Source organism: Veillonella sp. ICM51a, assembly GCF_000524355.1.
In the GTDB taxonomy this organism is placed as follows: Bacteria; Bacillota; Negativicutes; order Veillonellales; family Veillonellaceae; genus Veillonella; species Veillonella atypica.
In genome coordinates, this window is sequence record NZ_JAPX01000023.1 from 1 (window position 1) to 24,645 (window position 24,645).

General features: G+C 38.4%; 21 protein-coding genes. 20 read left to right on the forward strand and 1 reads right to left on the reverse strand.

The window, feature by feature from the left end:
• Nucleotides 1-88 precede the first annotated feature (88 nt).
• From HMPREF1504_RS03110 to trmFO, 17 genes are all read left to right on the forward strand, one after another.
• Nucleotides 89-1,018 carry an IS481 family transposase gene (locus tag HMPREF1504_RS03110; protein WP_005379765.1) on the forward strand — a complete coding sequence of 310 codons (930 nt, stop codon included), beginning with the start codon at nt 89-91 and terminating at the stop codon, nt 1,016-1,018.
• A 129-nt stretch (nt 1,019-1,147) separates the two neighbouring features.
• Nucleotides 1,148-1,951, forward strand: coding sequence for a DUF3100 domain-containing protein (locus HMPREF1504_RS03115; RefSeq protein ID WP_038123354.1), 804 nt, complete (start codon nt 1,148-1,150; stop codon nt 1,949-1,951).
• Nucleotides 1,944-2,405, forward strand: coding sequence for a hypothetical protein (locus tag HMPREF1504_RS03120; RefSeq protein ID WP_038123356.1), 462 nt, complete (start codon nt 1,944-1,946; stop codon nt 2,403-2,405). The genes HMPREF1504_RS03115 and HMPREF1504_RS03120 overlap by 8 nt, the downstream gene beginning before the upstream one ends.
• Nucleotides 2,406-2,517: 112 nt before the next feature.
• Nucleotides 2,518-3,828: an amidohydrolase gene (locus tag HMPREF1504_RS03125; RefSeq protein WP_038123359.1), complete on the forward strand. Its 1,311-nt coding sequence runs from the start codon at nt 2,518-2,520 to the stop codon at nt 3,826-3,828.
• Between the two features lie 140 nt (nt 3,829-3,968).
• Nucleotides 3,969-5,246, forward strand: a complete 1,278-nt coding sequence (locus tag HMPREF1504_RS03130) for an AAA family ATPase (protein WP_051411667.1) — start codon at nt 3,969-3,971, stop codon at nt 5,244-5,246.
• 23 nt (nt 5,247-5,269) lie between these two features.
• Entirely contained in the window at nt 5,270-5,857 is a 588-nt protein-coding gene (locus HMPREF1504_RS03135) for a hypothetical protein (protein ID WP_038123361.1), read from the forward strand.
• 332 nt (nt 5,858-6,189) lie between these two features.
• Nucleotides 6,190-7,065, forward strand: a complete 876-nt coding sequence (gene glyQ / locus HMPREF1504_RS03140) for a glycine--tRNA ligase subunit alpha (protein ID WP_005377537.1) — start codon at nt 6,190-6,192, stop codon at nt 7,063-7,065.
• Between the two features lies 1 nt (nt 7,066).
• Nucleotides 7,067-9,118 carry a glycine--tRNA ligase subunit beta gene (gene glyS / locus HMPREF1504_RS03145; protein WP_038123363.1) on the forward strand — a complete coding sequence of 684 codons (2,052 nt, stop codon included), beginning with the start codon at nt 7,067-7,069 and terminating at the stop codon, nt 9,116-9,118.
• A gap of 146 nt (nt 9,119-9,264) precedes the next feature.
• The gene (locus HMPREF1504_RS03150) at nt 9,265-9,636 is read left to right on the forward strand and encodes a MarR family winged helix-turn-helix transcriptional regulator (protein WP_038123366.1); all 372 of its coding nucleotides are present in this window, start codon (nt 9,265-9,267) and stop codon (nt 9,634-9,636) included.
• A 170-nt stretch (nt 9,637-9,806) separates the two neighbouring features.
• Nucleotides 9,807-10,148, forward strand: a complete 342-nt coding sequence (gene rplS, locus HMPREF1504_RS03155) for a 50S ribosomal protein L19 (RefSeq protein ID WP_005377523.1) — start codon at nt 9,807-9,809, stop codon at nt 10,146-10,148.
• 91 nt (nt 10,149-10,239) lie between these two features.
• Nucleotides 10,240-11,145 (forward strand): ribosome biogenesis GTPase YlqF, encoded by a 906-nt coding sequence (gene ylqF, locus HMPREF1504_RS03160; protein WP_005379959.1) that lies wholly within the window; start codon nt 10,240-10,242, stop codon nt 11,143-11,145.
• Nucleotides 11,138-11,938 carry a ribonuclease HII gene (locus HMPREF1504_RS03165; protein WP_038123369.1) on the forward strand — a complete coding sequence of 267 codons (801 nt, stop codon included), beginning with the start codon at nt 11,138-11,140 and terminating at the stop codon, nt 11,936-11,938. Before ylqF ends, HMPREF1504_RS03165 begins: the two co-directional genes overlap by 8 nt.
• Nucleotides 11,939-12,106: 168 nt before the next feature.
• The gene (locus HMPREF1504_RS03170) at nt 12,107-12,508 is read left to right on the forward strand and encodes a YraN family protein (RefSeq protein WP_005379862.1); all 402 of its coding nucleotides are present in this window, start codon (nt 12,107-12,109) and stop codon (nt 12,506-12,508) included.
• A gap of 10 nt (nt 12,509-12,518) precedes the next feature.
• On the forward strand, nt 12,519-14,090 hold the full coding sequence (locus tag HMPREF1504_RS03175; protein WP_038123371.1) for a YifB family Mg chelatase-like AAA ATPase: 1,572 nt from the start codon (nt 12,519-12,521) through the stop codon (nt 14,088-14,090).
• Nucleotides 14,074-15,210 carry a DNA-processing protein DprA gene (gene dprA, locus HMPREF1504_RS03180; RefSeq protein ID WP_038123373.1) on the forward strand — a complete coding sequence of 379 codons (1,137 nt, stop codon included), beginning with the start codon at nt 14,074-14,076 and terminating at the stop codon, nt 15,208-15,210. Before HMPREF1504_RS03175 ends, dprA begins: the two co-directional genes overlap by 17 nt.
• A complete protein-coding gene (gene topA / locus HMPREF1504_RS03185; RefSeq protein ID WP_038123375.1) occupies nt 15,200-17,518 on the forward strand; it encodes a type I DNA topoisomerase in 2,319 nt (772 codons plus the stop codon). The genes dprA and topA overlap by 11 nt, the downstream gene beginning before the upstream one ends.
• The gene (trmFO, locus tag HMPREF1504_RS03190) at nt 17,511-18,827 is read left to right on the forward strand and encodes a methylenetetrahydrofolate--tRNA-(uracil(54)-C(5))-methyltransferase (FADH(2)-oxidizing) TrmFO (RefSeq protein ID WP_038123378.1); all 1,317 of its coding nucleotides are present in this window, start codon (nt 17,511-17,513) and stop codon (nt 18,825-18,827) included. The genes topA and trmFO overlap by 8 nt, the downstream gene beginning before the upstream one ends.
• 98 nt (nt 18,828-18,925) lie before the next feature.
• Here trmFO and lgt read toward each other — a convergent pair whose 3' ends face one another.
• Nucleotides 18,926-19,753, reverse strand: coding sequence for a prolipoprotein diacylglyceryl transferase (lgt, locus tag HMPREF1504_RS03195; RefSeq protein WP_038123379.1), 828 nt, complete (start codon nt 19,751-19,753; stop codon nt 18,926-18,928).
• Between the two features lie 131 nt (nt 19,754-19,884).
• On the opposite strand from lgt, the gene HMPREF1504_RS03200 reads away from it, so the two are divergent.
• The 3 genes from HMPREF1504_RS03200 (at nt 19,885) to HMPREF1504_RS03210 (ending at nt 24,616) form a co-directional block, all read left to right on the forward strand.
• Nucleotides 19,885-21,504, forward strand: a complete 1,620-nt coding sequence (locus HMPREF1504_RS03200; protein WP_038123381.1) for a glycosyl hydrolase family 18 protein — start codon at nt 19,885-19,887, stop codon at nt 21,502-21,504.
• Nucleotides 21,505-21,584: 80 nt separating this feature from the next.
• Nucleotides 21,585-24,053: a leucine--tRNA ligase gene (gene leuS / locus HMPREF1504_RS03205; RefSeq protein ID WP_038123384.1), complete on the forward strand. Its 2,469-nt coding sequence runs from the start codon at nt 21,585-21,587 to the stop codon at nt 24,051-24,053.
• A gap of 83 nt (nt 24,054-24,136) precedes the next feature.
• Nucleotides 24,137-24,616 carry a dCMP deaminase family protein gene (locus HMPREF1504_RS03210; RefSeq protein WP_005377547.1) on the forward strand — a complete coding sequence of 160 codons (480 nt, stop codon included), beginning with the start codon at nt 24,137-24,139 and terminating at the stop codon, nt 24,614-24,616.
• Nucleotides 24,617-24,645 lie beyond the last annotated feature (29 nt).

Genomic DNA, 24,645 nt, shown 5'->3' on the forward strand with positions numbered 1-24,645 from the left:
TTTGTGACAAGTGAATAAAAAATGAGAAGGAACTCTGTTATAATGAAGTTGCTTAATCCAAACATTACAACAAAAGGAGTTCCTTCTCATGCATTCTATTATAACTGAAGAATTAAGATTTCGTAAACGAGTATGTGAATATGCTATAAAGTATGGAAATAATGCTGAAGCTGCACGCCGTTATCATACTAGTAGACAACAAGTACAACGTTGGGTGAAGCGTTTCGACGGGACTATCGATTCACTTCGATTGTATAGTCGTAAACCACATTCTCATCCTAATCAACACACTGAGGAAGAACTAGCACTTATCAAGCGTATGCATTCTAAGTTTAAACATGAAGGGCTGTCTCAAGTATATGTTGAGGCAAAAAAGCGTGGTTATAAACGCTCATATGGCTCTATGTGCCGACAAATAAGGTGTCACATTAAAGAGAAAAAGGTTGTTAAATCTGTTCCAAAAAGCAAGTGGAAACCAGATCTAGTAACATATCCAGGAGAAAAGGTTCAGATTGATATAAAATACGTACCTCGCGAGAGTTTAGCCTTTTCAACACAAGGAAAATCTTACTATCAACTTACAGCTATTGATGAGTTTTCTAGAAAGAGAATTCTAAAAATTATAGATGAAAAAAGTGTTACTAATACAAGTCGGTTCTTATTAAATTTAGAAGCCAAAATGGGATTTCCTATTCATACAATACAAACAGATAATGGTCGTGAATTTACAAACTATGGAGTAAAAGATCGAGAGTGTTTATTTGATATTGTATTAAAAAGATTAGAAATAGAGCATAAAACGACAAGACCATTTTCTCCGTGGCAGAATGGAAAGGTAGAGCGCAGTCATCGAATTGATAGTGAGAGATTTTATTCTCGTAAGTTTAATAGTATGGAGAGTTTTCTAAAAGCACATAGTCGATATGCTAATAGATATAATAACATTGCACAAAAAGTCTTAAACTTTAAATCACCAAACCAAGTTATAACAGAGTACTTTATGAATCAAAAGGCATAGGTATTTGTCACAAATGTTTGATTACTCTAGATACTTTGATATGTATACATAATAGGATTCATTTATTCTGATGAGAGAATATATTATAATAAAACCGTAGTGGTATTTAGTTATTTGTAGGAGGTTATTATGGAACTTTTGGGGAATCTCAAAATTCACTTTCTCACACTGGTTCTTACAGTCGTGGCTGAATTCATTGGTATCCAGAAATTAGGACCTATTGTTTTATTACCGTTATTGTACACTTTGATTCTTGGCCTTTTAATTTCTATTCCTAAGTTTAAGATTCTTACTGTTCAACAAATGGAAAAATCTGCTGATTATATTGGTATAGCAGTTATGATCCTGATGGTAAAAGTAGGTCTTGGTATTGGTCCAAACCTAGGAATTCTTACAAGTGCGGGTTGGGCTTTGTTATTACAAGAACTAGGTCATTTCCTAGGTACGATTGTTTTCGGATTACCAGTTGCTTTATTCGTAAAAATGGGGCGTGAAGCTGTAGGTGCTTGCTACTCTGTAGATAGAGAACCGAATGTAGCTATCATTATAGACAAATATGGATTTAGTTCGCCAGAAGGTCGTGGTGTTATGGGGATGTACATTTGTGGTGTTCTCATTGGTGCAATGTGGGCTTCTGTATTATCTGGAATTTTAGCTTCATCTGGATTATTCCATCCATTAGCTTTGGCAATGGGGGCTGGTGTTGGTAGTGCGAGTATGATGGCAGCTGCTACAGCGCCAATTGTTGCAGTATATCCGGAGTATGAACAACAAATTATGGCATTATCGGGAGCAGCTAATTTATTGACCACTGTTCTTGGTGTTTATTTTGGCTTATTCGTATCCTTACCAATAATGGAAAAAACGTATAATTTCTTTACTGGTCGTACACGTGAACAAGATCTAGCAGAGGAGGCAGTACATCATGAGTAAGAGTGAACAAATTACACAATTTATTATTGTCATCTGTATTGCTGCAATTATTACTGCTGTAGGTAATGTAATGGATGGAAAGCATCTTTTTAGTGATAGCTTAATCGGTGTTGCTATTATGGCCATTCTTGCAACTATTGGAGGAATTATTTCTCATTTGCCATATGCAAATAAATTACCTATGGTATTCTGGGTGTCTTTGGTTGGTGTTATTGCATCTTTACCTATTATGCCAGGACAAGAATGGATTATAGCTAAAACAAGTCAAGTTACATTTTTAGCTACTACAACACCTGTATTAGCCTATGCAGGTTTATCTTTAGGTAAAGATTTAGCAGCATTTCGTCGATTATCATGGAGAATTATTCCCGTAGCACTAGCTGTTACAGCAGGTACATTTATATGTGCTAGTGCTTTGGCTCAAATTATGCTTCATTTAGAAGGTTTAATTTAATAGTGTTTTTAGCATATAGTTATTCATATTATAGTAGTAAATAAATATGCTTTGTTAAAAAATTATCGACCGTATGAAAGTACGGTCGATTTTAAAAGGAGATGTTCTTTTTATGACAAAGGAAGAAGTAAAACAACGTGTTTGTAAAGCTATTGTTGATGCACAACCGCGTTTACGAGAATTGGCTGAATCTATTATGGCTGAACCTGAACTAGGTTTTAAAGAGGTAAAAACCTCTAGAAAGGTTCAAGCTATGTTTGATGAACTTAGCATTTCTTATACTACAGGGCATGCATTGACAGGTGTAAAAGGTAGAATGAAAGGTCGGGATAGTAAATATACGGTTGCAATGGTGGGAGAATTAGATGCCATTCTCTGTCCTCGCCATCCTCGCGCTGATGATTTAACAGGGGCTGCCCATTGCTGTGGTCATAATGTACAAATTACGAATATGTTTGCTGTCGCTATGGGCTTACAAGCGGTGATGGATGAGCTAGCTGGTGATGTCGTATTATTTGCTGTCCCTGCAGAGGAAATGATTGAAATTGATTACCGCAACAAATTGCGTGAGAAAGGAAAACTGAAATATATGGGCGGTAAGCAACAACTCATCTATGAAGGTGCTTTCGATGATATCGATATGGCTATGCAAATGCATGTGGAGACTGCCAAAACTCCAGCTGGTGAAATGGGTCTAGGCAGTACCTCTAATGGTTTTGTATCTAAATTGATTGAATATCACGGCAAGGTAGCTCATGCCGCTCAAGCACCGCATGAAGGCATCAATGCTCTTAATGCTGCTTTAATGGGCGTTATGGGGGTTAACTCGATTCGTGAAACTTTCAAAGAAAGCGATTATTTCCGATTCCATCCAATCATTAATCAAGGCGGTACACTGGTGAACTGTGTGCCTGATTATGTTCAAGTTGAAAGCTATGTGCGTGCTTCTAATATTCAAGCTATTGTAGATGGTAACCATCGTGTTAACAGAGCATTAAAAGCTGGTGGCGATGCAGTAGGGGCTACATGTGTTATCAACGACCTACCTGGTTATTTACCGATGTGTAATGATGAACGTATGAATGCTCTATTACGAGAAAATTCAAATCCTATTTTTGGTGAAGCCAATGTATACCAAGGTCCACATATTACTGCTAGTACAGACATGGGGGACGTATCTCACTTGATGCCTGTTATCCACCCATGGGTTGGCTGCATCAGTGGTGTACTACACAGTGCAGAATATGAAATCTCTGTACCTGATGTAGCGTACATTAAAACAGCACAAGCCTTGGCTATGACAATCGTAGACTTATTATACGATGATGCTACAGGAGCTAAAGATGTATTAGATAACTTTACACCAGCATTAAATAAACAAAGCTATATTGAACTCTTAGATCGTATCGCTAAGGGAACTTAATAACTAATATATGCTTTATAAATTATAAGAATTATTTACTATTCATAATTATCATATTTTTATATTGACTTCTTGACAGATATCATTATATGAAAGATGATATATATATATTTTTTTTATTAGTGTAGTGGAGAAATATAATGCAATTAAAAATTAATAATATTGGAAAAATAAAATCTGCTACTTTAGAATTTAATGGGATTACTGTTATTGCGGGTAATAATAATACTGGCAAGAGTACTATTGGTAAAATATTATTTGCATTATTTTCACAATTCAATAGTTTTAATGAGGCTATTGATAAATATAAACATGATGCAATTATTGCCAGAGTTTTTAAAGAATTCTCTTCTTATAGTTCTGAAGATGATACTATTCTTGGTTCGCCTTATTTATTAGAATTATTTAAACGAAGTAGGTTTGAATCTAATTATACTTCTAAAGATATATTAGATTTTTTGAATGGACTTATAAGTAATAAAACCTTGGAACTATTACAATCAAATATTGAGGCTCTATTTACTGAGTCTTCAAAGGAAATTGATGGTTTAGAAACTAATCGTATTAAAGCGGAAGTAATCACGAACTATTTCAATGATATTTTTGATAATCAAATTAATAATATGACAATCTCTGATCCAGCTCATGTAGATTTAGTTATTAAAAATAAACATATTAATCTTAAGTTTTCAGAAAATAAATGTATTTTCTTAGAAGATGAAATTCAATTAACAAATAAAGCTATTTATGTAGATGATCCATATATAATAGATTCTCGTATTAATAGATCATCATCTTCACTTAATGGTCGTGCTGCAATAAATAATTATACTAATAAACTATTACATTCTAGAGAATATTCATTTGAAGAGAATGATCAAATAATAGAAAAAATTATAGCAAAAGATAAATATGCAGAAATAGAAGATAAGATTAATTTAGTTATAAAAGGTCAACTTGTTTTAAAGGACGATGGTAGATATACTTTAAAAAATAATGATTATCCTGAGGGAATCAATGTTTCTAATTTATCTACAGGTCTAAAGTCATTTTTAATTATAAAGAAATTAATAACTGATAACCTGATAGTAAATCGAGATATTCTTATTTTAGATGAACCAGAAATTCATCTTCATCCTGAATGGCAAATTGTATATGCTGAGCTATTGGTTTTGTTACAGAAATATTTTGATTTAACGATATTATTAACTACTCATAGTCCATTTTTCTTGAGAGCTATAGAAGTATTTTCGAAAAAATATGAACTTAATCAAAAATGTAAATATTATTTATCAAAAATTGGAACTGATTCATTGATTACTTTCTCTGAAGTGGAAAATACAACTGAAATTTATCAGAAAATGGCAAATACTTTTTCTATATTAAATAATATTTCTGACGAGTTAGATTATAATTAGATTAATAATATGGGGGCTATTTTATGTGTTGTCAAGTCATAGAGTTCCTAGATAATCATGATGCTGAACTAAATACTATCACTGAATTAGCGAAAGATGATTGTAGAAATGATAATTCATGGTGTAGATGTGAGTTATTTGCATATGACTACGATAAATTTATGCAAAATTTTTGTAATCAGTTAAGGATTAAATCTTTTGCTAGTGTTGATGCATTAGTAAAGCATAATAATTGGATTAATCTTATAGAGTTTAAAAATAGTGATTGTAGAAATAAAGATACTCGTTCTAAAACCAAAAGAAAGTTAGCTGATACAATACATTTTTTTGAGAAATGTATATTAAATGAGTTTGTTATTTCTCAATCAAATTTAAGATATAGGTTTATACTTGTTTTTAATCCCGGTGATGAATCTACTGAGTTTAATAATGGATATGAGTCTTTAAATAGGCAAATTAATAGACTTGGAGGATTAGACTCACCATCAAAAGAGCGTCTTAGAGGGGTTGTTGATTATTGTAATACTTTAAGATTATGTCATGATATAAAAATACTTACTGTTGATGAGTTTTTGACTTCTATAAATGAATATGTTCCTTGTCAAGAATAATATGTTTACGTATAAGGGCATTTTTATATATTATTGACATTTCTCCCTCTGTATTGCTACAATATTGTGTATAATATATGCGATGAAGCAGAGTAGTAAACCTCTCTAGCGAGTGAGGATGGTGTAAGCTCACATTTGGTTGAAGGCGCTGTAGAGCATTGGCAGGAACGCAGGTATCTGTTAGTAAAGGCCAACATAGAAAAAAGAGGGCGCAAGCCAAATAGGGTGGAACCGCGGGTATACTCGTCCCTGTAACGTTTTTCGTTACAGGGACTTTTTTGTTTGTAACGAAATGGTTGATTTTATGTCGGTTGTGTAAAGTGGAGGCAGCAATGACATTTCAAGAGATTATACTAAATCTACAAAAGTTTTGGAGTGAACAAGGTTGTATCGTTCAAAATCCATATGACATTGAAAAGGGTGCAGGTACAATGAACCCTGCAACATTCTTGCATGCTATTGGTCCTGAACCATGGGCTGTATGTTATGTAGAACCTTCTCGTCGTCCAGCAGATGGTCGTTATGGTGATAACCCTAACCGTTTGTTCCAACATCATCAATTCCAAGTTATCGTGAAACCATCTCCAGATAACATTCAAGAATTGTACTTACAATCCTTGGCAACACTTGGTATTCACGCTGAAGATCACGATATTCGTTTTGTAGAGGATAACTGGGAATCTCCAACATTGGGCGCTTGGGGCCTTGGCTGGGAAGTATGGCTCGACGGTATGGAAGTAACGCAGTTCACATATTTTCAACAAGTTGGTTCCATTGACTGTAAACCAGTTTCCGTAGAAATTACATACGGTTTAGAACGTTTGGCTATGTACATTCAAGGTGTAGAAAACGTATATGACCTTAAATGGAATGAAAACGTTACATACGGTGATGTTTGGCATGCTAATGAAGTTGAACAGTCCGTTTATAACTTTGAACTAGCTGATACAGATATGCTTTTCAAATTATTTGATATGTATGAAGCAGAAGCAAAACGCGTTTGTGGCGCCGGCTATGTATTACCAGCTTATGATTATGTATTGAAATGTTCCCACACATTCAACTTGCTTGATTCCCGTGGCGCTATTTCCATCAGCGAACGTACTGCTTTCATCGGCCGAGTACGTGCATTAGCTCGTATTTGTGCACAACAATATCTTGCTAAACGCGAAGAATTAGGTTTCCCACTTTTGAAAGGAGATAAATAAGATGGCAAAAGATTTATTATTTGAAATCGGTGCAGAAGAAATTCCTGCCGGCTTTATGCCAAATATCTTAGGTCAATTGAAACAATTGGCTGAAACAAAATTAAATGATGCCTATCTTCCTTTTGAAAGCATCGCAACATACGGCACACCACGTCGTTTGGCTCTTATCGTGAAAGGTCTTGCTGACACATCCGCTGAAATCAGCGAACGTCATAAAGGTCCTTCTGCATCCATCGCATATGATGCTGACGGCAATGCTACAAAAGCAGCTATCGGCTTTGCTCGTGGTAAAGGTCTTGATGTAGCTGATCTCGTTGTAGAAGACGGCTATATTTATGCTGAAACTAAGACGGCAGGCGTACCTGCAAAAGATATTGTCACAGACATGTTACCACAATTGATTACAGGTCTTAACTTCCCTAAATCCATGCATTGGGGTAATTTAGATGCTAAGTTCGTACGTCCTGTACGTTGGCTTGTAGCATTACTTGATGAAGACGTAATTCCTGTAGAATTTGCTACAGTTCAATCCGGTAATGTATCTCGTGGTCATCGTTTCTTAGGTGCTGATGAAATCACTATTAAGAATGCAGCATCCTATGTAGACACATTAAAAGAAAACTTTGTTATGGTTGATCAAGATGCGCGTCGTGAATTGATCTCTAAACAATTACATGATATTGCAGCTTCTAAAAATGCATCTATCGTTTGGGATGATGATTTGTTAGAAGAAATTAACTATCTTGTTGAATGGCCTACAGCATTGTGCGGCGGCTTTGAAGAGTCCTACTTGGCACTTCCAGATGCAGCCATCATTACACCAATGAAAGACCATCAACGTTACTTCCCATTGGTTGACCAAGCTGGTAAATTATTGCCAATGTTCTTAACAGTTCGCAACGGCTCCGATCATTCTATTGAAGTAGTTCAAGCTGGTAATGAGCGTGTATTGCGCGCTCGTTTAGATGATGCCAAATTCTTCTTTAACGAAGACCGCAAGAAACCTCTTATCGACCGTCAAGATGGTTTGACTAAAATCGTATTCCAAGAAGGTCTTGGTAACTTAGCAGATAAAACTGAACGTTTGTTAACATTAGGCCGTGTGTTCAGTGAAGAATGTGAACTACACGAAGATGCGCGCGTCGTATTAGAACGTGCTACTGAACTTGCCAAAACAGACCTTACAACAGGTATGGTTACAGAATTTACCGAATTACAAGGTGTAATGGGTAAAGAATATGCGTTACTTGACGGTGAATCCCCAGAAGTAGCAGAAGCCATTTTTGAACAATATTTACCACGTTTTGCAGGCGACGTATTGCCTCAAACAGAAGCTGGTAAAGTGTTGTCCATTATTGACAAAATCGATAACATCGTTGCAACATTTAGCCGTGGTTTGATTCCTACCGGTTCTCAAGATCCATATGCATTGCGCCGTCAAACAATCGGTATCTTGAACATCTTGCTTGGTAGCGAATGGAATATTTCCTTGCGCCCAATCATCGTGGAATCTATGAATCTTCTCAATGTGCCTGCAGATAAACAAGATAAATTGCTTGGCCAAGTAGAAGAATTCATTACATTGCGTTTGAAAAATATCTTCCTTGACCGTGAAGTACCTCATCACGTAATCGACTTGTTATTATCTAACAATGAATTGTCCGTTGCGGATGCTGAAGGTCTTGTGAAAGCTCTCTTGGCAAACCGCATTGATGAAAATGTTGAATTAGTACAAGCTTTCACACGTATGTATAATCTTGTGAAAGATGTAACATATACTGGTGTTGATGAAAGTCTATTGAAAGAAGATGCAGAACGTGCCTTGTATGAAATGGCTACGAAAGCATCTGAAGCAAGTATCGATGCATGGGATAAAAATGACTATGACGCTGTTGTGGCAGTACCTGCTACATTGGTGCCTGCCATCAACAAATTCTTTGAAGATGTTATGGTTATGGACAAAGATGAAGCTATTAAAGCTAACCGTTTACAACTTGTTCGTTTAGCCTATAGCGTAATGGCTATTATCGGCGATATTAGTGCATTAAAATAACATATATTTTATATAGTTAGGAAATTACATTTGTCTTAACTATGTGAAACTGAGGAAAGGCAACTGTGGTTGCCTTTTCTTTATGCAGGAATTTTGGCATCTATGTCGAATACATAAAGTATACAAAGTTGTAAGGAGATGTCATTATGATTACAAATGTTGAATTATTCAATGCCCTCCGTAATGTGACGGCTAAGCGTGAAGGTTCACGTTATAGAATACTTATGGAATTATATACAATCGGTAAGGGAACGAGCCAACGTGTATTAGTGGATAGTTTACAGATTCGCCCAGCTACCGTATCGGAGCAACTGGATGTACTCATACAATTGGGATTTGTAGAAAAGACCATCGATACGATGGATAAGCGGACAACTGTTGTGACACTAACCGATGCAGGGAAAGAAGAAGCACATAGTTTAGTTGAACATAGGGAACAGCAGTTAGCTTATCGGTTTAGACGATTATCGCCAGAGGATCGACAAGATTTGTATGACCTATTAGGCCGTATTGATTAAGCTATATACTTGTATATAGTTGTGGTGAAATGGGTATATAAATCTATACAAGATATAGTGTGTAACCTCTTGCATTGTACATTGACTTGTGATAATATATTACTGTTAATTTGAGACAGTCCGCTGCCTATAAGGTGTAGGTATTGAATGTCTGCAAACAGGAGGAAACAATGAACATTATTAACGTACTCGAACAAGAACAACTTCGTACAGACATCCCTACTTTCCGTGCTGGTGATACAGTACGCGTACACGTAAAAGTAGTGGAAGGTAGCCGTGAACGTATCCAAGTATTCGAAGGCTTGGTAATTAAACGTCAAAACGGTGGCGTACGTGAAACTTTTACAGTTCGTCGTATTGCATCCGGTGTAGGTGTAGAACGTACATTCCCACTTCACAGCCCACGCTTAGCTAAAATCGAAGTTATGCGCCGTGGTGTTGTTCGTCGTGCTAAATTGTACTACTTACGTAACCTTACTGGTAAAGCTGCTCGTATTCGCGAAAAACGCTAATGTTCTTAAAAGGCTGCCGTTGGCAGCCTTTTATTTTTGCTAAAATATAGATATACATACATTCATACAAGATATATAGAAAGGAGACATTATGGCAGATTCACCTATCGTACATTGGTTCCCTGGGCATATGGCGAAAGCTACGCGCATGATAACGGAGTACATCAAAAAGGTAGATGTTGTTATCGAGTTATTAGACGCGCGTATTCCTCGTTCTAGTGCGAACCCTGTCATCCTAGAGTTAGTTGGTCAAAAACCGCATATTGTACTGTTAAATAAGGTAGATTTAGCAGATCCAAAAGCAACGAAGGAATGGACAGAATTCTTTACGCAACAAGGCATTACTGTATTAGCCATCGATTCCAAGTCTGGTAAGGGTAATAAGAAATTAGTATCTACTGTAGAACGTCTCAGTAAACCTATCATTGATCGATGGGTTGCAAAGGGGATTCGTAGCCGATCCATACGTACCATCATCTTAGGCATTCCTAATGTAGGAAAATCTACATTGATTAATTCCTTGGCTGGTTCTGCAGCAACCCGTACGGCTAACAAGGCAGGTCACACGCGTGGTCAGCAATGGGTTAAAATTGGTAAGAATATGGAATTGCTTGATACGCCAGGCGTATTATGGCCTAAATTAGAGGACCAACGGGCTGCTGCTCGTCTTGCTATGACAGGTGCCATTTCTGATGATGTATATGACTTAGAGCACGTAATTAAGCAATTATTAAACCATCTATTGACGAATACACCTAATATCTTGATTGAACGCTACAAATTAAAAGAAGAAGAGATGGCCGATGTGGATACAATTCTTGAAAGCATTGGTCGTCGTCGAGGCTGTCTTGTAAGCGGTGGTGTTGTAGACCTTGATAAGGCGCGCCGCATTATTTTGCAAGACTATCGTAATACAAAGCTTGGTACAATTACACTAGACCAAGTTAATGAAGAACCGTATTATCCAGAAGATGGTGAGGAAACATATCATGGATAAGGATATCTTCGCTAAGTTAAAGGTAGCTGATATTAAGGCCCTTTTTGAAACGGAACAAGCTCTGGAAATTTTACCATTAGCACAAGAGGATACTCGTAGTTCCGTTCAAAAATTAGCAGCCTCCTATATTAAACGTCAAGAAAAAGAGCTAAAAGAACAACAACGCTTGATGAGCATGTACGACTATGAAGGCATGTTCTATGATGAAGGGCTATATCATGTGGCTGGCGTCGATGAAGTAGGGCGTGGTCCCATTGCTGGCCCTGTTACAGTAGCTGCAGTCATTTTACCGCCTATGACATTAATTCCAGGCCTTAATGATTCTAAAAAGCTAACTGAAGAGAAACGCGAAGCATTGTATGACATCATCATGGAGGAAGCTGTAGCGGTCAGCTGTATCTCCTATGGTCCAGAAAAAATTGATGAGCTCAATATTTATGAGGCCACACGTCAAGCGATGTATGAGGCTATTCGCACCCTTGATATACCTGCAGAGGCTGTCGTAGCGGATGCGATGAAATTACCTGATTTGAAAATTCCTGTTGAATCCATCATCAAGGGCGATAGCAAAAGTGCTAATATTGCAGCGGCATCCATCATTGCAAAGGTTACGCGGGATCGATATATGAAAAGCCTCGATGAAGAATATCCTGGTTATGGTTTTGGCATACATAAGGGATATTATACAGAACTCCACAAAGAGGCTGTTGAGAAGCAAGGTGTGACACCACTGCATAGAAAGAGTTTTGAACCGATTAAGTCAATTGTTGGATGGCATCGAGAAGAAAAATAAATAGATTACTCTATTGTGAAATAAAAATGAAAAATCTATAGAAAAGAGGTTCCTATTGGTCACCTAGGTGACTATTAGGAACCTCTTTTCTATTTACATTCATGGTCAGACCGTCATATGTTGTATATATAAGTATTCGAAAGCATCTATATACATAAGGAGGTAATCATGAATACGATGAATTGTGAACAAAATTGTAACCTATTAGATGCAAAAGCTCTTGGTAATTGGGGAGAAGATATTGCTCGACAGTATATTGAGCAACAAGGATTGAAAATTGTAACGACCAATTACAAAACAAAGGTAGGTGAAATCGATATTATCGCTAAAAATGGGCTGACCTATCATTTTATTGAAATCAAGGCGCGTCGTGGTGTCACCCATGGATTGCCACGGGAGGCCGTTTCAAAACGTAAACAAAAGCATATTAAGCAGGCAGCTATGTATTTTATACGGGATTTGCGGGCTCAGAACCGCAAATGGAAGGAACTATCCTTTGATGTAGTTGAGGTATATGTACATGAGGATTTTAAGGCCACTGTACACTATATGCCTCAGTGTTTCATGTAGGAGGTCCATTATGTATGCAAAGGTCTATGGTGCTACCATAGATGGTTTAGATGGCGTCGTTGTAACAGTAGAGGTGGACATATCTCAAGGGCTACCTGTCTTTGACATTGTGGGACTCCCAAATCAAGCTGTAAAAGAATCGAGAGAACGCGTACGGGCAGCTATTAAAAATAGTGGATTTGATTTTCCTATGCGTCGTATTGTTGTTAATCTAGGGCCTGCAGAGGTCAGAAAAAGTAGTTCCGGATTAGATTTGCCCATAGCCATAGGCGTGTTAGCCGCATCAGGTCAAATTAGGCTACGCAAACCTAAATTAACAAAATTATTACAATCAACTCTGTTTATAGGCGAATTATCCTTAGATGGCAGTCTAAAAAAGACACAAGGCATTCTTAGTATGGCTATGAAAGCACTTGATGACAAGATTCTTACGATCTTTACAAGTTTGGATAATGTATCATTGCTGCACAATATAGAAGCAATCACATCCTATGGTGCACATACATTGGCGGATATTGTGAAACTTGTAATACGACCGGATGAATATCGTGTAGACACTGTTGATGACGATTGTAATGACGCGGTCAACAGCCTCATTGATTACAAGGATGTGCAAGGCCAAGAACTAGGAAAAAGAGCCATGGTTATTGCTGCTGCTGGTGTTCACCACGTGATGATGATAGGTCCGCCTGGATCTGGTAAAACTATGTTGGCAGAACGATTACCAACCATTTTATCACCCCTAAGTTGGGAGGAGCGGCTAGAAACAACACGCATTCATGATGTGGCAGGGTTGCTCGAAAAGAATAGGCTGATTGCTAAACGGCCTTTTAGATGTCCTCACCATACAGCAACCTTGGCGAGCATCATAGGGGGCGGTAGTAATGCAAAACCGGGAGAAATTACATTAGCCCATAAAGGGGTGCTATTTATTGATGAAGCACCAGAATTTCCGCGCTATATATTAGATGCGTTACGGCAACCATTAGAATCTCATATGATTACTGTGAATCGGTTACAAAATAGTTATGACTATCCAGCAGATTTTATATGTATACTCGCCGCTAATCCATGTCCTTGTGGATATTATGGGGACCCTCATAAGGAGTGTGTTTGTAGCTCTACAGAATTAGAAAGATATCAGCATAAAATATCTGGACCTATATTGGACCGCATAGATCTATTCATCCTTGTAGAGAGACCTAGTTTTAACGATATGTTATGTATGAATTCTGATTCTATGAGCAGTGCAGATATGAAACAACTCGTGGAGCAAGGGCGCCAGATGCAATTAGAACGTTTCCAAGACCAACCCTTTAAGTCAAATGGTGCCTTGCCACATGGCGCTATTCGTGAACTTTGTAATATACGCGATGATTGCTGGGGCTTGTTAGGAGACGTATATGAACGATTTCATTTTACAGGGCGTAGCTTTGATCGATTGCTGAAGGTGAGTCGAACCATTGCAGATTTAGATGGGTCCTTATATATAGAAAACGAACATATTTCAGAAGCGATGATGTATCGGCACATTCCATATCATGTGTCGAGGATAGGAGTTCATGATGGAGCAACAGTATGAAAGTAATTTTTACATTGCCGCCATGCAGAGTATTTCTTCACTAGGAGCGGCAACGATACGTGATTTAGTCGAAAAGTTTGGAGATCCTTATAAGGCATGGTGTGCTTTACAAAATCGTAAGAACCTAACGACAATACTAGGCATTCCGTCCACAAAATATAGGCAAATCGAGAAAGAGGCGACCGACGAACGATTACGGACTATCTATAAAGCTCTTAAGAACTGGCATATAGAATATATTACGTACCTTGACGTATTATTCCCTGGGCATTTACAAGAGATATACAATCCGCCAGCCGTCATATTTGTGAGAGGAAATATATCGTTGTTAGATGATGAAACGATGAAAATTGCCATGGTAGGAGCTCGAAAATGTTCCGATTATGGTCGTAATGTGGCACTGCGGATAGGTAAGGAACTAGCTGCGTATAATGTAGCCATAGTCAGTGGTGGTGCGAGGGGGATAGATAGTCATAGCCATGAAGGTGCTTTAGCGGCAAAGGGACAAGTGATCGTTGTAATGGGATGCGGTTTAGATATTGTATACCCACCGGAGAATAAACGGTTATTTGATGCCGTTCTTAAGAACAATGGTTTATTAGTATCAGAATATCCTCCCGGTACACCGCCGTCAGGTGTCCATTTTCCCGCAAGGAATCGCATTATTAGTGGGCTTTCACAAATCATCATCGTAGTAGAGGCCAAGGCGAGTAGTGGGTCTCTGATAACTGCTGATATGGCCGCCAATGAAGGACGTGAAATCTATGTGGTGCCTGGCAGTATTTTAAGCAATGTAGCGGAGGGCAATCACTGGCTCATGCGCCAAGGGGCTAATATATTAACGAAAGCACAAGATATAATCGAGGATTATGAGTTAAAGCCCCGTGTAGTTGATACGCAAGGGTCCGATGTGTTAAGCTTTAAGGTGGAATGGGAGGTCGTGTTGAGTACAATTCCTACCGATCAATGTATTAGTGTAGGCGATTTAATCAAGAAAACACACATTCCATTACAACGATTACAAAGTATTTTATTAGACCTTGAAATGAAACATATGATTGAGAAGGTTCATTCTAAGGGCTATATTAACATAATCGGGAGTGATGCACTTGTCCATTAAACGATCAATCGTTATTGGGGAACCGAAAGAACCAAAACAAGAAACAAAAAAGAAAAAGACTACGATTAATAAAAAGGTAGCAAAAGAAGCATTGACACCAGTTGGTATTGTACGCGACAAATCGATTGTTGCTACATCGATGCCACCAGAGCAACGAAAACCTCGCGTATATAATCCGGATGGTAAAATCCTTGTCATTGTGGAATCACCTGCTAAATCTAAGACTATCGAGAAATTTTTAGGCCCTAATTATATTGTGAAAGCCAGTATGGGCCATCTTCGGGATTTGCCTAAATCTCAAATGGGTATCGACATTGATCATGACTTTACCCCACGATATAGTAATCTGGTAGCACGTAAAAAGGTGATTGATGATTTGGTGGCCCATGCCGATGAAAGTAGCGCCGTATTGCTCGCAACTGACCCGGACCGCGAAGGGGAAGCTATTTCCTGGCATTTAGCATACATTCTAAACGTAGATATCACATCTAATTGTCGTATTACTTTTAATGAAATTACGAAAACTGCTGTTGCAGAGGCTTTAGAGCATCCACGTACTGTGGATATGAACATGGTTGACGCACAGCAAGCCCGTCGTGTACTAGACCGCATTGTAGGGTATAAATTAAGCCCTCTATTATGGAAAAAGGTTTGCAAAGGTTTGAGCGCTGGTCGTGTTCAATCCGTAGCTGTACGTCTCATTTGTGAACGAGAACGTGAAATACAAGCTTTTGTACCTCAAGAATATTGGTCTATTGAAGGACAATTTAAGACGAAAACTAATGAAGAGTTTGCCGCTGAACTAACTCATGTAAAGGGCGACAAACTAGATATTAAATGTGAAGCAGATGCAGTAGCAATCCAAAAAGCTATTGCGGACCATACGGCTACTGTTACATCTGTTAAGAAAAGTAAACGAAGCCGTAAACCAGCTCCGCCTTTCACCACATCTACATTGCAACAAGATGGTGTTCGTAAGCTTAATTTTGGGGCTAAACGGACCATGATGATTGCGCAACATTTATATGAAGGTTTGGAAATCGGTTCTTATGGTCATGTTGGTTTAATTACCTATATGCGTACAGACTCTACACGTATATCCAAAGATATGCAAGAACAGGCAAGAGACTATATTAAGAGAACCTATGGCGATGACTATTGCCCTGCTAAACCGAATGTATATGGTAAGAAGGAATCAGCTCAAGATGCGCATGAAGCCATTCGTCCTACATCTCTTGAATTGACACCTAAAATGGTAGAACCATTTGTAAATCGCGATGAACTAAAGTTATATACACTGATTTGGAATCGGTTTATGGCTAGCCAAATGGCACCACAACAAAATGAGTCCACTACCATTGAACTAGATATTGATGATACTTATACCTTTAAGGCAACTGGTTCTCGTGTGTTATTCCCTGGATTTAGTGCAGTCTATGAAGATAGTAAGAAAGAAGATACGCCACAATTACCAGCGTTGAAGAAATCTGATGTGGTGGAAACTGTACTTATCGACCCAGAACAACATTTTACGCAACCGCCTGCTAGATATTCTGAAGCAAGCCTTATCAAAACATTGGAAGAATTAGGCATTGGTCGCCCAAGTACATATGCGCCAATTATAGATACTATCGTTAGCCGTAACTATGTAGAAACAAATAATAAACAATTCATACCTACAGAACTCGGCTTTGTAGTAGTAGACTTTTTAGTGGACTATTTTGAAAAAATCATCAACACTGGGTTTACTGCAGAACTTGAAGAGGAGCTCGATGCCATCGCTAATGGTAAGGATACGTATGTGAAGGTATTGACTGATTTTTACAATATATTTAAGCGAGAATTGGATGATGCTAGCGATGTAGACAAAATTCAAATCGCATCCATGGAAAGTGATGAAACCTGTGAGCTTTGTGGTCATCCTATGGTCTATAAATTCGGTCGCTATGGTAAATTCTTAGCATGTTCTAACTTCCCAGAATGCAAGAACACTAAACCGATTACGGTTGGTACCGGTGTTGCTTGTCCTAAATGCGGTGAAGGAGAAATCGTAGAACGGAAATCTAAGCGTGGTCGTATCTTCTATGGTTGTAATCGTTATCCACAATGCGATTTTACGTTATGGGATAAGCCTACTCATGAGTTCTGCGATACATGTGGTAGCATTATCGTTGAAAAATCATATAAAAATGGTACGACGAAGAAATTCTGCTCCAATGAAACATGTCCAACTAGACCACCTAAGAAAACGAGAAAGAAAAAGTCTGATGATTCAGTAAAGAAAGAAGAGGATACAAAGAGTGAGTGAAAATAGAGTTACTGTTATAGGGGCTGGCTTAGCTGGTTCTGAAGCAGCGTGGCAACTTGCCAATCGTGGCGTTGCTGTCGATTTATATGAAATGCGTCCTGTAAAGAGTTCTCCGGCTCATCAAACGGATCAATTTGCTGAACTAGTTTGTAGTAATTCTTTGCGCGCTGGTAATATAGAGAATGCTGTTGGTCTACTAAAGGAAGAAATGCGTCGATTAGGCTCGTTAATTATGGAATGTGCAGATGCAACAGCTGTACCTGCTGGTGGTGCCTTAGCGGTTGACCGTCATCTATTCAGTGCTATGGTAACTGATAAGATAAAAAGTCACCCTAATATTACAGTGCATCATGAAGAGGTGACATCTATCCCTACAGAAGGAACCGTTATCTTTGCTTCTGGTCCATTAACATCTGAAACACTAGGTGATGCTATTAGAGAATTAACCGGTAATATGGGTTTTTATTTCTATGATGCAGCGGCCCCTATTGTGACCGCAGAGTCTCTTAACTATGATAAGGTGTTTGCTGCGTCTCGCTACGATAAAGGCGATGCAGATTATCTTAATTGCCCTATGAATGAAGAAGAGTATAAACACTTCTGGCACGAATTGACCCATGCTGAGGCCGTACAGCCTAAGGATTTTGAAAAGGAAATCTATTTTGAAGGTTGTATGCCTGTGGAAATCATGGCATCTCGTGGAGAGGATACATTGCGTTATGGTCCATTGAAACCAGTAGGCTTAGTGGATAAGCGTACCAATGAAGAATCCTATGCGGTTGTGCAATTGCGTAAGGAAAATAAAGAGGGCACTATGTTTAACCTCGTAGGGTTCCAAACTCATTTAAAATGGGGCGAACAAAAACGCGTATTTGGCTTAATCCCTGGCCTAGAAAATGCAGAATTTATTCGGTATGGTGTGATGCATCGTAATACGTATATCAATTCTCCAGAATTGCTCAATCATGCATTCCAATTACAGTCTGATCATCGACTATTCTTTGCTGGTCAAATGACAGGTGTAGAAGGGTATCTTGAATCAGCCGCATCAGGGCTCATGGTAGGGTTACAGGTAAAACGATATCTTGATGATAATGCATTTATCAACTTCCCTAAAACGACGGCTATCGGATCATTGAGCCACTATATATCTTCCTATGAAGGATCTAATTTCCAACCTATGAATGTTAATTTTGGTATTATGGAATCATGGCCTCAACGGATTCGTAAGAAAAAAGAGAAAAATGCTCTCATTGCCAATCGTGCATTAGAAGAACTTGACGCATTAAAGGCACAAGAACAACTGTAAATGATGGTTGTCGCTCATAGTCTATCGTTAGAATAATTGAATAGATATAAAAAATCCTTCATTCATGGATGTTGTGTATCCGTGAATGAAGGATTTTATTATTTACGTTTCTTTTGTTTTTGTGGTGCTTCTGGTACTGTTTCAGCCACACCTTGTTGCTTTTTATCTAGATAACCAAAGTAGATAAATAAACAGATACCTACAATCATAACAATGAGGCTCGTCATCTGTGCTGATTTAAGTCCCATTGTGAGGTTTACATAATCACCGCGTAAGAATTCTAAGCAGAATCGCGCTGTAGAATACAAGATAGCGTATAGAACGAACACTTGTCCTTTAGCATGTTTGAATGAGCTAAAGAGTAGTAAGATCACGAAGATTAGAATATCGATTTGGCCTTCCCAAATTTCAGCTGGCCATAATGGCTGATTACCATAAGTGCGGTATGCAAGGGTGCTTTCAGGATAGAGAATACCAAAATTTCCACCCGTAGGATGACCAAAGGCATCTCCGTTAAACAGGTTAGCCATACGCCCAACCGATTGAGCTAAAATGAGGGCTGGCGCAAAAATATCGGCAAAGGCCCAGAAATCGATATTATGTTTTCTTAGATACCAATAACCGGCTAATGTACCGAGTACGACGCCTCCTTGAATAGCCATGCCTCCTTGCCATACGAAAGGGATTTCGAGGAGATGATTGCCATAGTAATGCCAATCGAAGAAAAATACATCCCATAAGCGGGCGCCGATAAGACCTGCTATAGCGACTGTAATGGAGAAATCAACAATGTGCTCGTGCCATCCACGACCGTCTTTTTTGAGTAAGAAATAGGCTACAGAGGCTCCGCTAATGATGGCTAGTGCTAACATGACACCGTAGGCCCTAATTGGAAAATCGCCTATGAAAAATAGATATTGATGCATATGAACTCCTTTATGAACAAACGTTCATGCTTTTATAAGCATAGAAATTATAAGTGTCGATATATGTATGATATAATATAGGAATTGTTATGTAAACAAAAGCTAGTCAGCATAAATTATAGGAGACATACATGTTACGTAAATTTGCTATGGTCACTACCTTGGCAGCTGCTGTATTATCTAGTATTTCTGGTAATACTGTACAGGCTGAAGTGTTGGTGCCATTACAACAATATTTAAATACGACCAACCGTAATTATGAGGCCAATCAATATAAGACATCTTATACAATCTATGTACCACAGCTAGAACTGAATGGTACAACCATTACGATGAATCCTAAAGCCGTTGGAGAGCCGGTTAAATTACCGATTACCAAACGGGATGGTGCCGAGTATGTTGATGTAGAAAATGCAACACCGTTGATAGGCGTCACCTATACAAAGGATGGTGATCACGTTCAATTGACCGCTGCGCCAGAGACGATGCAAGTATTGCAAAATAAACCTGTCCAAGGACCTCTATCTTGGGCCTTTGACCCATGGCCTAACCAAGATGCGCCGTATGCGAAAAAATTGAATGTCAGCGGAGATAACATCATTTCTCCAAGTTGGTTCAAATTGCATAGCCTTGGCTTAGAATCTAGTCCTAATATTAATGTGGACTATGTGAAAGCATACAAGGCCAACGGATATCATGTGTGGCCGCTTATTACAAATCGTTTTGATCCAGATTTTACGAGTGGTATCTTAGCCGATGAAGCAGTGTGGAAAAAATACGCTCAAAATCTCATTCAATACGCTTATATTTATGGATTTGATGGATATAATTTTGACTTTGAAAATGTAGACTATTCTGACCGTGATAAATTGACAAGATTCGTAGCATACTTAGCTGACGAATTACATAAGTATAATATTCAATCCTCTGTAGATGTAACGGGATATTCTAATAGTCCAAATTGGTCTCTTGTATATGACCGTAAGTCCTTCGCTAACAGTGTAGATTATGTCGTATTAATGGCTTATGACGAAACATGGGCCAAGAGTACTACAGCAGGACCGGTTGCAAGTTATCCTTGGGTACGCGATCATGCTGAGAAGATGTTGCAAGAGGTACCAAGTCATAAGCTTGTTCTTGGCATTCCATTCTACACTAGAATTTGGCATGAATCAGGCGGTGTGGCACGGGGTGAAACATTGGCCATTAAAAATGAATCATCTTATTTCACAAATTACGCATCGAATATTATTTGGAATGATACGTTAAAATCTTATTATGCAGCTATTCCAACAACTAGTGGTACCGATAAGATTTGGTTTGAAGATAATAAATCCTTAGGATATAAATTAAACCTAGTGAAAGAATTACAATTGGCCGGCTTTGCTGCATGGCGTAAAGGCTTTGAAGATGATACTACGATTACAATGATTCAAGGCGTTGATTTAGGTAAAGGTACACCTAACACAGCACCAGTTGTTGAAGCTCCTAAGCCTGTTGTTGAAAAACCATTAACAAAGGCTGAACGTAAGGCTCTTGAAAAAGCAGCTAAAGAAAAGGCGAAAGCAGAAGCTAAAGCAGCTAAGGAGAAGGCAAAAGCAGAAGCTAAAGCTGCAAAAGAAAAGGCAAAAGCCGAAGCTAAAGCATCTAAAGAACGTACAAAAGCGAATGCTAAGACTGTGAATGAAAAGCAAAAGGTTGGTAATGATATAGCGTCTATCGTTCCCGCTGTTCAAGTAGTAAAAAAGTAGATAAATTGACGGTTTATGGTACGAAGTAGTACAATAATACTATTAATTAGAATCACAAACAGATTTGAGGAGGCACCTACATGAACGAAAAATATGTAGCCCAAGATATTGAGAAAAAGTGGCAAAAGTACTGGGATGAGAACCATACTTTTAAAACTGAATATGACGAAAGTAAAGAGAAATACTATGCATTAGAAATGTTCCCATATCCATCTGGCAATTTGCATATGGGCCATGTGCGCAACTATTCCATCGGCGACGTAGTAGCGCGTTTTAAAAAAATGAATGGTTTTAACGTATTGCATCCAATGGGCTGGGATTCCTTTGGTATGCCTGCAGAAAATGCAGCTATTAAACATGGTATTGCACCTAAAACATGGACTCTTGATAATATTGAGAACATGAAAAAACAACAAAAAGCATTGGGTCTTTCCTATGATTGGGACCGTGAAGTTGCTACATGTAAAGAAGATTACTATAAATGGACACAATGGTTCTTCGAACAATTCTATAAAAAAGGTTTAGCTTATAAAAAAGAAGCAAAGGTTAACTGGTGTGAAACATGCCACACTGTATTAGCTAACGAACAAGTTATTGATGGTCTTTGCTGGCGTTGTGATAATCCTGTAGAGAAAAAAGATTTATCTCAATGGTTCCTCCGTATCACTGAATATGCAGATCGCTTGTTAGATGATCTCGATACACTCGATGGTTGGCCTCAACGCGTTAAATTGATGCAAAAGAATTGGATCGGTCGCTCTGAAGGTACAGAATTCTCTTTTGATGTGCCATCCATTAACGAACGTATTTCCGTATATACGACTCGTGTAGATACAATCTACGGCGTAAGTTACGTTGTATTGGCTCCTGAACATCCATATGTAGAACGTTTAATTGAAAATGCACCTAACAAAACTGATTTAGATGCTTTTATCACGCGTATGCGCAACATGAGCGATATCGATCGCACGTCTACAGAAGCACCTAAGGAAGGCATGTTTACCGGTTCCTATGCGGTAAATCCTATGTCTGGTGAACAAGTGCCTATTTGGATTGCTAACTATGTTCTCGTAGATTATGGTACTGGTGCCGTTATGGGTTCTCCTGCTCATGACGAACGGGACTGGGAATTTGCTCATAAATACGATTTGCCTATTAAACCTGTTGTTTCTCACAATGGTGAAAACTACAATTTCGATACATGGGAAGAATCTGACCACGAAGATGGCGTGTTGATTAATTCTGGTGAATTTGATGGTCAAACATCTGAAGAGGCTCGTAAAAATATTACGGCTGCACTTCATGAACGCGGTATCGGTGAAGGTAAAACTAATTTCCGCCTTCGCGATTGGCTTATCTCTCGTCAACGTTATTGGGGCGTGCCAATTCCTGTTGTATATTGCGAAAAATGTGGTGAACAACTCGTACCAGAAGAAGAATTGCCTGTACGTCTTCCTGAAGATGTTAAATTTGAATCCGGTGCAGTATCCCCATTGGCAACATCCGAAGCTTTCATGAACGCTAAATGCCCTAAATGTGGTGGCCCTGCGCGTCGTGAAACAGATACTATGGATACATTCATCGATTCCTCTTGGTACTTCTTGCGTTACACTGACGCATTGAACGATAAAGCACCATTCGATTCCAAAATTGCTAATTACTGGATGAACGTTGACCAATACATCGGTGGTATTGAACATGCTATCTTGCACTTGTTATACTCTCGTTTCTTTGTGAAAGTTATCCATGATTTAGGCCTCATCGAAGCTAACGAACCATTCCGTGGTCTTTTGACACAAGGTATGGTACTTAAAGAAGGCAGCAAGATGTCTAAATCTAAAGGCAATGTGGTTTCTCCAGAAGAAATTATCAATAAGTACGGTGCTGATACAGCGCGCTTATTCATCTTGTTTGCAGCACCAGTTGACCGCGATCTTGATTGGAGTGACCAAGGTGTTGAAGGTTCCTATCGTTTCTTAGGTCGCGTATGGCGTATTGTTGATGCGTATGACCAAGCAGCAAAAGAAAATCATACGGGTGACCTTACAAAAGACGAAGTGGCATTACGCCGCGAATTACACCGTGTTATCAAAAAGGTTACAGAAGATTTAGATAATAACTTCAACTTTAATACGGCAATTAGTGCGATTATGGAACTTGTTAATGCTATGTATGCACACAAGGACAAAGCAGAATCTGTAAATGCTGGTCTTGCTAATGAGTTAACACATAATCTCGTGTTGTTATTAGCTCCATTCGTGCCACATATTACAGAAGAATTGTGGCATGAACTTGGCGAAACTGAATCTGTTCATACTATGAACTGGCCAACATACGAAGAATCTGCTCTTAAAGTAGACGAAGTAGAAGTGGTTCTTCAAGTTAATGGTAAGGTTCGCGATAAATTAACTGTTTCTGTGAATATTACGAAAGAAGAATTGGAAGCATTGGCTAAAGAATCTAGCCGTGTTCAAGAATTTACAGAAGGTAAACAAATCGTTAAGGTTATCTATGTACCAGGTAAACTTGTGAATATCGTTGTAAAATAATATTTCTATATATGATTTGTTAATATAATGAAAGCCCCCAACTACATAGGTAGAAGGGGGCTTTATTGTCTAGAGAGGTTATTATGGCAAAACGTAGCGATTATATTTCTTGGGATGAATACTTTATGGGCGTTGCTATTTTGGCTGCGCAACGATCCAAAGATCCTAATACACAAGTGGGGGCTTGTATCGTCAGCAATGATAATAAGATCTTATCCATCGGTTATAATGGCATGCCCTTAAACTGTAGTGACGATGATTTCACATGGGAACGTGATACGGCAGATGATAATAAATATTTCTATACCGTTCATAGTGAATTAAATGCGATTCTAAACTATCGCGGAGGCTCTTTAGAAGGGTCTAAGATTTATGTAACACTATTCCCTTGTAATGAATGTGCAAAGGCGATTATTCAAAGCGGCATAAAGGCCGTTATTTATCGAGATGATTTGTACAAAGATACTAAAGAGGTTAAGGCTTCAAAACGTATGCTAAAGACGGCCGGTGTAGATATTATTGAATATCAATCGACGGGCCGCGTATTGGAAATAACACTATAATAGATAAAAGAGGGATAGTGTATCCTTCG